This window comes from Nibribacter ruber, assembly GCF_009913235.1.
Lineage (GTDB): Bacteria > Bacteroidota > Bacteroidia > Cytophagales > Hymenobacteraceae > Nibribacter > Nibribacter ruber.
Map to the genome: position 1 here is coordinate 3,389,942 of NZ_CP047897.1, position 14,099 is coordinate 3,404,040.

Sequence of the window (14,099 nt, forward strand, 5' to 3'; positions counted from 1 at the left end):
AAGGCTTCACAAACACTTTTCTGCTCATGGGCAGAAAGGACATTCTTAGTAATTAACCGATGACGTATCATATGCGCTCTTTTTTCACTCTCGTTATCAGCTCAAAAAAGCGGTTGGGCTTGTTTGCATTGTTCCTGATTTCTCTTTTCATTCAGAAACCATTAAGCGCCCAGACAACTTCTGGCAAAGAACCTGAACTGGTGTATGTAGATCCCCAAGGAATCCTGCGCTGGAAGAAGAACAACCAGGAAGCCACGTTCTTCGGGGTGAATTACACGGTGCCGTTTGCCTATGGCTATCGTTCTGTAAAGGCCCGAGGGGTAGACCCAGAGAAGGCCATTGACCAAGACGTATACCATCTGGCGCGGCTGGGGTTCAATGCGTTTAGGGTGCACGTCTGGGATACGGAGATTTCTGACTCGCTGGGCAATTTGCTGGAGAATGAGCACCTGCGGCTGTTTGACTACCTGGTCTACAAACTGAAGGAGCGCAACATACGGGTACTCATCACGCCCATTGCCTTCTGGGGAAATGGCTGGCCCCAGAAAGACGAGAAGACGCCCGGCTTCTCTCACAAATATGGGAAGCAGCGGGCCTTGGTAGAGGAAGAAGCCTTCAGAGCCCAGGAGAACTACCTGAAGCAGTTCCTGAAACACGTAAATCCCTACACCAGGCAGACCTATGAGCAGGATGGCAACGTGATTGCCGCCGAGATCAACAACGAGCCCCAGCACTCGGGACCCAAGGCGCGCACCACAGAGTATGTGACCCGCATGGCAGCGGCCGTGCGCGACACCGGCTGGAAGAAACCCCTGTTCTACAACATAAGCGAGTCGCCTAAATATGCAGACGCCGTGGTAAAGGCGCCCGGCGTGGACGGCTACAGTTTTCAGTGGTACCCTACCAACTTAATGGCCAATCATAGCTTGCAGGGCAACTATCTCACGCACGTAGACCGCTACCACATTCCGTTTGACACCCTGGCGGCATTTAAGAACAAAGCCCTGATGGTGTATGAGTTTGACGCCGCCGATATTCTTGGTTCTTACATGTACCCGGCCATGGCTAGAAGCTTCAGAACGGCGGGTTTTCAATGGGCCACGCAGTTTGCCTATGACCCCATGGCCACCGCCTATGGCAACACCGAGTACCAGACACATTATCTGAACCTGGCCTTCACGCCAGCCAAGGCCATAAGCCTGATGATTGCAGGCAAAGCCTTTCATCAGGTGCCGCTGCGCAAAAGCTACGGCTCATATCCGGCAGATAGTGTGTTTGGCAGTTTCAGGGTGAGTTATAAAGAGAGTCTGAGCGAGATGAACACTGCGCGAGAGTTCTATTATTCAAACTCTACGCACACCCAGCCAATCAATAAGACCAAGCTAGAGCATGTAGCAGGGATAGGCAGTTCACCGGTGGTTAAATACACGGGTACGGGTGCCTATTTCCTGGACAAGTTGGAGAAAGGGGTTTGGCGCCTGGAGGTGATGCCAGACGCGTATTTTATCAGAGATCCCTTTGGCAAAGCCTCCCCGAGCCGGGAGGTGAGCCGCATACAGTGGCAGAACCAGCACATGCAGGTGTTGCTGGCAGAACTAGGGGAGAATTTTGAGGTGCAGGCGGTGAACGCAGGCAACACGTTCACCGGGAAAGCCAAAGGCGGAAGTTTTGAGGTAAGCCCCGGGGCCTATATTTTAAGTAGAAAGAAGAATAGCAAGTGGACCGGTGGTAAAGCCTATGGCAATCTGCGCGTAGAAGAGTTTGTGGCGCCGCAGCCCTATGCCTCTACTGTATTCGTGACGCATGAGCCTTTACAAGAGGTGAGCAGCAACCAACCCCTTCCCTTAACCGCCCTAGTGGTAGGAATCGGGACAGAGGCCAAGGTTACCCTGCAACTGAACAATCAGGCTGGCGTTTACAAAACCATTCCCATGCAACCGGTGGGTGCCGGTCAGTTTGCCGCCCAAGTGCCCACAGATGCGCTGACGCCCGGCCAGATTTCTTACCGAATTCTGGTGCAGGACGGGCAGAAGCAAGTGGCTTTTCCGGGAAACAAAGCAGGAGACCCTTGGGCCTGGGACGCGAATACTTCAGAAACCTACCAAACCTTTGTGGCCGCGCCCAATGGTCGTTTAGAACTGTTCAATGCCACCCATGACCGCCAGCTGTTCGTCTTCCCTAACCTCTGGAAGAGCGACGAACGCCAGCTTATTGCCTCTGAGCACCCTGGTCAGTTGATTTTAAAACTCACCGCCCCGCAACTACCCGAGGAACAAACCATGGGGCTGCAACACTATATTGGAGACAAGCTGCAAGGCCGGCCATCTGAGCTAGGGGATTTTGAGAAGCTGGTGATTCGGGTGAGGTCTACCACTGGTGCGGCGCTGCCTGTAAAGGTGAATCTGTTAACCCACCAAGGCACTGCGTTTGCGGCGCTGGTGTCGGCTAAGACCACGTTCCAGGACATTGAGATTCCTTTGAGCAGCCTGCAGCCAAGTGTCTTTATGCTGCTGCCAAGGCCCTATCCGGGCTTCCATCCTTTCTGGTTCAGCGGTAAAGGCTCACAGGACTTCCGTCTTGAAGACGTGGAGAAACTGCAGATTTCGTTGGGAGACCTGACTAGCAAAACCACGCGGGCTTATGGCTTTGAGATTGAGTCTGTCTGGCTGGAGAAAAAATAAGAGAATGGGCTAGGTCTCGTTTTTGGTCTGTTTTCCAGAAAACAGACCAAAAACGAGACCGCCTCCGTAGAAATAGTAATAGAATAGCCTGCTTAGGCGGGCGGCCTTTACTCAATGATTATGGAAAATACCAATAGCTCTCCCCAACAAGCCCCTATCACAGAAAAACGGTCCTACACCTTGCAGAACCAGCAAGGCATGCGGGTCACCATCAGCAATTATGGGGGCACCATCACCTCCATCTTAACACCAGACAAATACGGCAGGTTGGGGGAAGTGGTATTGGGCTTCAATGATCTGGCGGATTATACCAACGAGGCTTACCTTGCCAATCAGCCTTATTTTGGAGCCATCATTGGCCGCTTTGGCAACCGCATTGATAAGGGGAGATTTCAACTGAACGGGCAAGAATACCAACTGGCCACCAACAACGGGGAGAACCATTTGCACGGCGGCATCAAAGGCTTTGACAAGGTGTACTGGCACGTGGAAGAACAGCCTGCCCAGAATGGCCTCAGACTGAAGTATACCAGCCCAGACGGCGAGGAAGGCTATCCAGGCACGGTGCAGGTCACGGTTTTGTATATCCTCACTCCCCAAAACGAACTGGTGATAGACTACCAGGCCACCACAGACCAAGCCACACCCATCAACCTGACCAACCATTCCTATTTCAACCTTGCGGGGGGCATGGCACAGGATGCCTTAGACCATGTGCTGACCATTGCCGCAGACCGCTACGTAAAAGTATCTGAATCCCTTATCCCCACCGGTGAACTGCCCACCGTAGAAGACACGCCCATGGATTTTCAGACGCCGGTGGCCATGGGTGCTCGCATAGACCAGGTGCCCGGCGGCTACGACCATACCTACGTGTTGAAAGAAGCGGGCCGGCATTTGAAACGCGCCGCCACGGTTGAGGAGCCTGTCTCTGGCAGGTGTTTGGAAGTCTGTACCACAGAGCCGGGCATTCAGTTCTATTCCGGTAATTTTCTGGATGGCACCTTGCGTGGCCACGGAGGCGTGGTGTACAAACGGCACTACGGGTTCTGCCTAGAGACGCAGCATTTCCCAGATTCGCCTAACCAGCCATGTTTCCCCAACACTATTCTGGAGCCCGGCCAGAAGTACCACCAGAAAACTATTTACCGGTTCTATGTGTGCCAGGATGAGTAAACTCCGTTTTTGGGCTATTTCCTGGAAAACAGCCCAAAAACGCTAGATCAGGTCAAAGGCGCGGGCAAACTGAGACAGCTCATAATGAGAGTGCACGCGTAGTTTCACCTTGAGGTTGCGGCGATGGGTGTTAACGGTTTTCTCAGAAATGAAGAGTTCTTCGGCAATCTCTGTGGAGCTCTTGCCTAGTACCACCATTTTCAGGATTTCCTGTTCCCGCTTTCCCAGTTGCGCGAAGGCCTGCACGTTCTCCCGCAGGAACTTGCTCTCATCCAGCAGGCGGTTCACCTTGGGCGTGATGTGGGTGTCTGGTTCTACCTTGATGGCAATGGTGATGGTGAGCAGGGGAGAACCTTCCTCGTCGCGCATCAGAATCTTAAGCGTGCTCAGGTGCCAGACCCATTCTTCTGAGTCTTTGAATTTCACCTGCTCAAAAAAGGAGATGATTTCCTCGTCATCATTTCGCTCCAGCAGGCCGTTGATCAGCTTGGGAATGAAGTCATCTGTTGCCTCCTGGTTGAAGAAGCGCTCATAGAACTGCGGGCCAATGCATTTCAGTTCTTCCAACGTAATGCCCAAAAGCCGAAGTCCCCTGGGAGACATGTACTCTACGCTTAGCCCTTTTTTGATATTATGTATTACCACAACACCCGGTAGGTGATCTGCAACAGCCGCTATCTCAGCAATCTTCTCCGCTATCCTGCGGTCTATTTCTGATTCTGGTTGTTTCTCCATTCTGCGTTGGTTAGATAAGAATCTTACTACTTTATAGTAGCAGAAATCAAAAAGTAAGCGGTAAGCCTAAGAAATTGTTGGCGAAACCTTCGGTCAACCTATAGGAGAGTGGTTGAGTTGCCAGATTTTGAGCGAAGGCCTCCGTTGCCAAGTGAATGTTTCCGGTTCACGGTGCGTAAGCAAGCGGTCTGAAAACCAGGAACGATGAGTTTGTTCTAAGGTAGATAAATTCTGGGAGGGTGCCAAGGAGCGCTGACAGGCCTGCTCTCAAGGCAATGGGTTCCTGATAATCTGGAATTGGTGCATTGACAGGCATCTGGCCTTTAAAAGAAAAGCCCGCCTCTGTGGTAGAGGCGGGCTTTTGAAGTTGATAGGTACAACCGAGTTTACTTTTTCAAGATTTTAAACTCTGTTCTACGGTTCAATTGGTGTTCTTCTTCTGAGCAGGAAACGCCGTCTTTGCAACGGTTCAGCAGACGAGTCTCGCCGTATCCTTTGGCTACCAGTCTGTCGGCGGCAATGCCTTTAGAAACTATGTAGTTCACCGCAGCCTGGGCACGTCTCTGAGACAGCAAGTTGTTATAGGCATCTGTCTGACGGCTATCAGTGTGAGAGCTCAACTCTATCTTAATGTTAGGGTTGTCAATCAAGGTCTGCACCAATTTATCAAGTTCCAGAGCCGCGTCTGGTCTAATATCATGCTTGTCCAGGTCATAGTAGATGTTCTCTACCAAGATTGGCTTGTTGATGGCATCACGGTTCAAGACTAAGCCCAAACGTACCATGTCTACAATAGACTCACACTCTGGCGTAATGATGGCAGAACGCGTAAGGTAGTTTACTTTGGTAGCCTTGATGTTGTACTTGGTTCCGTCAAAGATGTCAAAGGAGAAGTTACCGTTGGCATCTGAGTAGGTTACCACAGCGGTAGTGTCACCAATCTTATACAAGGCAACCTTCACGTTGCCCACCGGCAGTTCTTTGAACACGCCAGGGCTTTCCTGTACTTTCTCAAAGGTCTTACCGGCCAGTTTACACGGCTGCGGGAAGTAGTTGAACGTATAGATGTCATCAGAACCGTCCATACTTTCACGGTTAGAGGAAATGAAGCCAGCGTCTTTCTTCTCAAACAGAATGCTGAAATCATCTGCCGAAGAGTTCAACGGGTACTTCATGTTCTGTACGTTTGACCAGGCGTCACCTGCTCCTTCTGCAGAGAAAACATCTAGCCCGCCCATGCCTTGGTGTCCGTCTGAAGAGAAGAACAATCTGCCAGTAAGGGCGTCTACCGTAGGGAAAAGCTCTCTGCCCGGGGTGTTGATCACGTTGCCAGCGTTCACAGGCTTAGACCAGAAAGTGTGTACTTCCACTACTTCTTCGCCTTTGCTGTTTCTGGTGGTAATGCTGTTGAGCTGTTTTACCGTGTAGAAGATATCAGTGCTTCCCAGGGTGCCAGGCATGTCTGAGGCAAAGTAAAGCGTATCACCAGTGATGGACAAGGCAGGGTGACCCACCGAGTACTGGCCTGGGTTGTTGAACGGGAATGGCTCTGGCTCACTCCAGATTTCACCTTCTTTTTTAGAGATGTACAACTCCAAACGGTTCACGTAGTCAGAAGGAGCGGCAAAGCTGATCCAGCTGAAAGGATCCGGGTTAGCCGTCTTACTCTTGCGCTTCAACTGGTTTACCCTTGTGAAATAGACTGTCTGGTTGTCTGCTGAGAAGATAGCAGAGCCATTCTGGTAGTCATTCAGCAGGGGAGCAGGAAGTACTTCTGGCAATAAGAAGTTGTCTGCCGTATCACGCTTGCTGTAGTACAAAGCCGTGTTGGGTTTGCCCGTCCAGCCAGACACTATGGTGTTGTTTCTGAAGTCCTGGCGGTCTGAGGTGAATACGATACCACCTTTGTAGAACGCCGGTCCGAAGTCTGTGTTGCCAGAGTTAAGACCAGAAAGGTTAGACAAGGCAAAGGATCTTGGTCTGGCCATCCAGTTCTGGGCATTCTCTGTAATGGAGATCAGCTTCATGGCCTTGGCCGTAGAGTCAGGCACCAGTTCTGCATAGTCCATATACAATTGCTTGGCTTTTGCATAGTTGCCGTTCATACGGGCCGCATCACCGTAATGGATCAGGTCCTGCGGGCTGTAGTCCGGGAATGCCAGCATCTGGGAATACCAGAACTCCGCTTCTTTGGCATTGTTGAGTCTACGATATGAGTCTGCTACACGGGTCACGATAGGAAGTGATGGCTCCTGCTGTTTCAAGGCCTCTTTATAGGTCTGAATAGCCAGGGCATACTCCATGTTCTGATAATAGAGTTCTGCTTTCTTAAGCTCTTTCTTTTGAGCCTGGGCCCCCTGTGAGAAAAACAACAGAGCGGGCAGCGCAAGGAGAATAGGTAATATACGGTACTTCATGGATGATTACGAAGGTTGCCCCCCGCCTAAAAATGACGAATAGTTAATGAAGGAGTATCATCTTTCTTGTAGAACAAAAGTCCTACAGAGAATTCATGGGTAGCGTGCCCTTTAAAGCTGTTCAAAGACAGGTCATTGGCATACCCTATTTTTATTTTAGGGGTCACGTAAATCTCTGTCATCCAGGCCCAGGCGTTCTCTGTAGAGGCAGGTGCCTCTTCGCCGTTCTTAGAAGCGAGCAGTTGCATAGAGCGACGGTAGGTACCACCCAGCCAGATTCTGTCACCAAACAAGAAGAAGGCGTTCAGGTCTATGTTGGTAGGGCTCTTGAAGTCTTCTTTCACCAGGAAGCTTGGCTTGAACCTAACAATGCGGCTAATGTCAAACAGGTAACCAGCGGTTAAGAAGTAATGACGGTCTGGTGAAAAGGCGAAATCTTTAGAAGAAGGCACTAGGTTGGCAGCTGAGATACCCGCAAAGAACCTGTCTGTGTTAAAGAATAAACCGGCTTTGGCATCTGGTAAGATCTTGGTCTCTTTGGTAAGCGGAACAGAAGGGTCCAACTCAGGATCCATCAAGCGGAGCTTGGTGCCGTCCACGTAATGCTGGGCAGCACCCGCAGCCAGACCAAAGGCCAGCTTTGATTTTACGCCAACTTTGATTTTAACAGAAGTACTGGCCATGATGCTCTTCTGGCCTTGCGCTCCAATCTGGTCATTCATTACCTGAATGCCCAGGCCTACCGTTTCATTGTAAGAACCGTCCGCCGCCAGGGTCTGCGTTCTGGGTGCTCCAGGAACGCCGGTCCACTGGCTTCTGAACAAGCCGTTTACATTGATAAGGCCTTTGCTTCCTGCATAGGCAGGGTTGATAGCCAAGCCGTTAAAAATGTACTGTGTGTAGTATGCACTCTGCTGGGCGCTAGCAGTGTAGGCCCAGAAGAGTAGCAATGGTAAAAGTATCTTTTTCATATCTGCTGATTTTCCTTTCGTGTATTACCGTATGATCATCATATATCCAGGTGTTGACTTCATAGTGCCATCGCACATTTTCACCTTCAGCACATAGAAATAAGTGCCCTCGCTGAGCTCACCGCCGTTCCAGGTGTTCTGGTATCCTTTGGTGCGATATACTTCTGAACCCCAACGGTTCATAATCACCAGTTCATTCTCTGGATAGCTTTCAATGTTCTTAATCTTCCAGGTGTCGTTGATGCCGTCACCGTTTGGAGTAAGCGCGTTAGAGAAGTCAAGCTGAGCCTGTGCGGCTGCTGGGTTAGCGATTACTGAGATTGGATCACTGCTACAGCCATTGTTGTTGTTGGCCGTTACAAATACGGTACCGTTGAAACCGCCTTGTGGTGCAGACACCAGAATACGGTTAGTGCCTTGGCCGCTCGTAAATGTCCATCCTTTTGGCAACTCCCAGTTATAAGAAACCGCATCTCCACCTACTACCGTGAATTCTAGCTGACCGCATTTACCAACCTGATTGATGGCGGTAGGGGCAGTTGGAGCAGGGTATGGTGTTAACAACTTGGTTCTTGGCGCACTGGTAGAGCAGGTGTTCTTGGCTACCACGGTTAACAAGGCTTCTTTTCTGCCAGAGGTTAACGTGATAGAGTTAGTGCCCTGTCCAGATTCAATCTTCCAGTCTGTGTCTGCTGGCAGTGTCCAGATGTATTCAGTAGCTCCTTCAATGGCGGCCACTGTATATACCAGGCCTTTTTCATTGCTACAGAGGTTGGTAGCTCCTAAGATGTCTCCCAACTGGGCCTGTTGCTCCTCATTTACAGAAACTGCTAAGGTGCTGGCGTCACTCTCGCCGCAACCGTTTACTGCTTTCACGCTGATGCTACCAGACTTGGTGCCTGAGGTAACGGTGATAGAAGTAGTTCCCTGACCGGCCGTGATAGTCCAGCCTGTAGGTACGGTCCAGGTGTACGAGTTGGCAGTGCTGATGGCATCAATGGTGTACACTAAACCTGGTGCGTTCTGACAGATCAGTTTAACCGCGTCGCTGGTGATGGCACCTGGCGCTGGTGATGGAGAAAGTGAAGTTGTAACGGCAAGCGTAGTGGTTTCACTGTTTCCGCATTGGTTTTGAGCTATTACTGAGATCTCTCCGTTTTTATCTCCTACAGTTACCTTAATGGTGTTGCTGTTTTGACCGGAAGTAATGATCCAGCCTGCTGGCGCCTTCCATAAATATCCAGTGGCACCTGTGATGGCTGGTACGCTGTACGTAACATTTGTAGAGCCAAAGCAAGCATTCACCAGACCAGTAATGGTTTGTGGTTTTGCCGGAGCAGTGTTTGTGATGACAGCTATGGTTTTAGCAGCGCTGTTTCCACAACCGTTACCTGACATGACAGAGATGGCACCACCTTCTGTACCTGTAGTCACCGTGATAGAGGTAGTTCCCTGGCCCGAAGTAATAGTCCAGCCCGCTGGTACTTCCCAAGTGTATCTGGTGGCGCCAGAAACGGTACCTACCGTATACACAATGCCTGTAGTGTTCACACATGGTGCCTGTGCACCAGTAATGGTGGTTGGAGCCGGAGGAATAACACCCGTTACTTGAACTCCCAAGGTGCTGGCTGTGCTCACACCGCAACCGTTGGCTGCAATGACAGAGATGTTACCGGCAGTAGAAGATGGTTGAACCGTGATGCGGGTAGTACCTTGCCCGGTTAGAATCAACCAGCCAGATGGCAAGGTCCAGTTGTAGCTAGAAGTATTGGCAATGGCGTCTACTTTGTATTCTACTTCTGTCTCGCCGGCGCAGACTACCTGGTTACCTGTAATGGCAAGCGGAGCAGTAGGAGCAGTGCTGGTAGTTTTCACTTCAAGAACGGCAGCCTCACTGAAACCACACTCGTTTCCAGCTCTTACAGTAATTTCTCCAGCAGTAGTGCCAGTTTTTACGGTGATACTGTTCGTTCCTTCGCCAGATGTAATGGTCCAGCCTAAAGGAAGGGTCCACACGTAAGATGTAGCGCCTGGCATGGTTGGTACTACGTATTTGGTACCAGTGCTGCCGCTGCAAGGTAGGGCCTCGCCGGCAATGGCAAGTGGTTTAGATGGAATGATGTTTGGTTTCACTGCCAAGGTGCTGGCGGCGCTGTTTCCGCAGTTGTTCACGGCCGTTACAGAAATGTTGCCAGCGGCTTTACCTACTGTCACCGAAATGGTGGTGGTACCTTGTCCTGAAGTAATGGTCCAGTCAGCAGGTACGGTCCAGTTATAAGAAGAAGCGCCGTTTACTGGAGGAACAATGTAAGAAACACCTTGCTCAGCCTCACACACCGCTGTTGTGCCAGCCAGAATGTTGCCTGGCTTTGGCGGGGTACCTGTAGTAGGAGCCACCGTAATTTCGCTTTCAGTGCTTTCACCGCAACCGTTTACTGCTCTTACTTTAATCTTTCCGCTGGTGCTACCTACTTTCACGGAGATAGAATTACCAGCAGCGCTCTGGGTGTATGTCCAGCCAGTAGGCAGAGTCCAGATGTAAGAAGTAGCACCTGTAACAGCGGCCACTGAGTATTCTACGCTTTCATTGCCGGCGCACACGTTCACTGAACCAGAGATGGCACCCGGTGCTCCTGGAGCAACCTTGCTGGTTACTACCTGAATCACTTTGGCTGAGCTCTGACCGCAGTTGTTAGTGGCCACTACAGAGATTTCTGCCGGGGCAACCCCTGCTTTTACTTTGATAGAAGCCGTTCCTTGACCAGAAGTGATGCTCCAGTCGTTGCCCCCGGTGATAGTCCAGGTATAACCGGTCACGTTGGTCATGCCCGTAACGGTGTAGGTAACGTTGCTTTCCAGTTCGCAGACAGCCGTACGGCCCACTACGGTTACTGGAGTGGCTGGAGGAGTAGTGGCAGGTTGAATAGTAGTGCTGCTGGCTTCACTTAAACCACAACCGTTTCTGGCTTTAACAGAGACAGTTCCTGGGCCTGAACCGATGGTTACTTTAATAGTAGTAGAACCTTGACCGGCGGTGATAGTCCAGTCACCGGTTACGGTCCACTCATAAGCAGTAGCACCAAAGATTGGATCAACTGAGAAAGAAACGTTCTGTTGGTTGATACATGGAGCAATCGGGCTGGTAGTGATGAAACCAGGAGCCGGGGTAGGTGCTGTAGAAACAATGACAGCTAAGGAAGCAGCAACGCTTTCACCGCAGTTGTTCAAGGCAAATACTTTTACAGAACCGTTGGTATTGGCTGGGTTTACCTTCAAAGTGGTAGTGCCCTGACCAGAAACAATGGTCCAGTTGGCTGGAACTTCCCATCTGTATCCAGTTGCATCTGTGCCGGTGGCAATGGTGTAAACCACTTCTTTGTCTGTTACGCAAAGGCTGGTGCTACCTGCCAATGACAGAGGTTTCTCTGGGGCGTTCAGCGTTGGAGTTACGGCTAAGGTTCTTTCTATTCCGGCGCCGCATGAATTGATGGCGGCCACGGTTACGTTGCCAGCAGTGCTACCGGCTCTAACAGTAACGGTGGTTCCGTCAGAGGCACCTGAGATGACCCAACCCGTTGGGAAAGTCCATGCGTAAGAAGTAGCACCGGCTACTGGAGAGATAGAGAAACGAAGGTTCTGGTCTCCAGCGCATGGCATGGTAGTAGTAGTGGTGATTTCGCTAGGACGAGCTGGCTTGTTCAAAGGAGAGATGGTGATGCTCTTCTCCGCGCTTTGACCGCAGGTGTTCAGGGCGCTTACAGTAAGCGTACCACTTACAACTGAGCTGGTTACTCTAATCTTAACCGAAGCAGAACCTTGTCCTTCTACAATAGAAAGACCGCCGGCTACTTTCCAGAAATAGCTGGAAGCACCTGGCACGGCGCCAACGGTGTAGGTGTACACCTCACCGGTAGGCGATGCGCATGGCGTAAGCGGGCCGTCAATGATAGAAGGAGCTGTATTGGCTGTTGGCGTTACCGCTAAAGAAGTGGTGCTGCTGGTACCGCAACCGTTGATGCCGGAAACAGTGATAGAACCGGCTCCAGAACCAACTTCCACTTTAATAGTGTTGGTGCCTGCGCCTTCCACAATTTTCCAGCCGGTAGGCAAGGTCCAGTTGAAGTACGTGGCGCCTGTTTCAGCTGACACGCTATATTCTGTAGTCACGCCAGCACAAGGGAAGTTGCTACCAATGATAGTAGGAGGAGCCGTAGGGGCCGAAGAAGAAGCCAAAACTTTCAAAACGCTTGGCTCACTAGGTCCGCAAGGGTTTACGGCTCTTACCGTAATGTCTCCAGAGCCAGAACCTACGGTAACCGTGATAGAGTTAGTACCGGCACCAGCCGTAATTACCCAGCCAGAAGGCAAGGTCCAGTTATAAGTAGAGGCATTAGGAATAGCGGCAACGGTATACTTTACATTCTGGGTGCCGGAACATGGGTTGCTAGAACCATTGCTAGCCGTAATGGCACCAGGGGCCGGCGACGGGCTGGTAGTTACAATCACAGATTTGCTCACTGGGGCGCTCAAACCGCAGGTATTACCCGCTGTTACTGTGATATTACCTCCGTTTGGACCGGCAAGCACTTTAATGGAAGATCCTGAGGAGCTTCCTACAATTCTCCAGCCATCTGGAATAGTCCAGTTGTACTGAGTGGCCACTTTGATGTTGGTAACGCTGTAGGTTTGCTCCGTGTCAACGCAGACGGCAGCAGGGCCCGTGATTTCAGTTGGGTCAGCTGGGGCCACGCAAAGGGTTACCGTGTACTCGTTGTTCTCGCGTACCTCATCCAGACCGTCACCTTGAATGGTGGCTGTATTTACCAGGTTAGCAAGGGCATCATTATTAATGCGGTAACTAATCTCAAAAGTATATGTGGCACCGTTGGCTAAGCTAGGGATGTTCCACTGCTTAGTATTATCGGTATAGCTGGTACCAGCCGGCAGGGTGCCTGTGCTCACTAGGGTAAGACCTGTGTTTTGGAAAGCCACGCGAACGTTAGACTCATCAATAGGTCCGTTGTTTTTGGCGTAAACTGTATACTTAACTATATTCCCCACATAGTAATTGCCTTTTGAATCTCCCGGTGATTTAGTCATGGTGACTTCCAAATCGGTAGGAATGGTAATGTTATTGCTGAGTAAGCTAATGCCACCACCATGCGTCAATAAGCGGCCGAAGACAGCGGCACTACTACCGGCCATGATGTCTCCCTGGGCCAAGAGCGTACCTCTAAAGGTAGAGAAAGACCCTATGTTGGTATTGCCTGCCACTTGCCAGAAGATGCTCTTGATGCGTGGTTGCGCTCCTCCCTCTAAGAGCTCTACTTTCGCAAAGGAGTTTATCTTGAGGTTTCCTTTTACCTGGAAAATGAAAACAGCATTTGGATTGCCGCCATTGTCTAGGACAAGGTTGCCTGTCAGATTGGCATCGCCTTCAAAGCGGTAGACGCCTGGCGTAAGTACCTTGCCTCCCAAGTCTTGACCTGTTAGAGTTTGAGTAGGTGTCTGGCCGGCTGCCTGGTTGTAGGCAAGAACCAAGTCAGCCTGTGCCGCAATGGCGTTAGGCGTGTTGATTTCTTTAGTACCAATCACAATACCCGGCGGAAAGCCTGCGAAAATATCACTCGGGGCTACCCCCGCATTTCCGTTGATTTTAGTATCTCCAGAACTAGAAACGCCTGTTTTGGCGAGCACCGTAAACGGAAAGGCTTTGCCTAGGGCTGGAGCCGTAGTCTGGGCCTGGCCCGTAAATGTGAAATAAGAAAGGAGAAGTGCGAGGAGTAGAAGTTTTCTCATGCGGTAAGCAATTTGACAATGGAGAAGTGTCTTGGGTTATAAGTGGTTAAGTATTAATAAATGCAATTTAAAAAAGGTTACACTTAAGACACAAAATTGGCAAAAAAATTCCACAAAGAATAATTGAATTATTCAACTGCCTTAAAATAGATTTTATGTAATCAAAAATAAGCCTTGCAAAAGTCACCTTTGGAGTAATTGTCTAGATTTTTTATAGGCAAAATACAATTTTTGCTGTTAGTCCCAGATTCCATATTATGGGGAAACTTTAGATAGGAAAAACTATATATTTTTAGGTATATATAGAATAAAAGCTATTT

Annotated in this window: 6 protein-coding genes; 2 read left to right on the forward strand and 4 right to left on the reverse strand. The window is 50.2% G+C overall.

Annotated features, from left to right (window positions below):
- Positions 1-119 precede the first annotated feature (119 nt).
- Complete coding sequence (locus tag GU926_RS14285; protein WP_232058339.1) at positions 120-2,681, forward strand: cellulase family glycosylhydrolase; 2,562 nt, start codon at positions 120-122, stop codon at positions 2,679-2,681.
- Between the two features lie 120 nt (positions 2,682-2,801).
- On the forward strand, positions 2,802-3,857 hold the full coding sequence (locus GU926_RS14290) for an aldose epimerase family protein (protein WP_160693057.1): 1,056 nt from the start codon (positions 2,802-2,804) through the stop codon (positions 3,855-3,857).
- 42 nt (positions 3,858-3,899) lie between these two features.
- On the opposite strand, the gene GU926_RS14295 is transcribed toward GU926_RS14290, so the two are convergent.
- The 4 genes from GU926_RS14295 to GU926_RS14310 all read right to left on the reverse strand — a co-directional run bounded on the left by GU926_RS14295 (position 3,900) and on the right by GU926_RS14310 (position 13,779).
- On the reverse strand, positions 3,900-4,592 hold the full coding sequence (locus GU926_RS14295; RefSeq protein WP_160693059.1) for a LuxR C-terminal-related transcriptional regulator: 693 nt from the start codon (positions 4,590-4,592) through the stop codon (positions 3,900-3,902).
- Between the two features lie 386 nt (positions 4,593-4,978).
- Positions 4,979-7,009: an OmpA family protein gene (locus GU926_RS14300; RefSeq protein ID WP_160693061.1), complete on the reverse strand. Its 2,031-nt coding sequence runs from the start codon at positions 7,007-7,009 to the stop codon at positions 4,979-4,981.
- Between the two features lie 26 nt (positions 7,010-7,035).
- Positions 7,036-7,980, reverse strand: coding sequence for a PorP/SprF family type IX secretion system membrane protein (locus GU926_RS14305; protein ID WP_160693063.1), 945 nt, complete (start codon positions 7,978-7,980; stop codon positions 7,036-7,038).
- Positions 7,981-8,004: 24 nt separating this feature from the next.
- Positions 8,005-13,779, reverse strand: a complete 5,775-nt coding sequence (locus GU926_RS14310; protein ID WP_160693065.1) for an ice-binding family protein — start codon at positions 13,777-13,779, stop codon at positions 8,005-8,007.
- Positions 13,780-14,099: the final 320 nt, after the last annotated feature.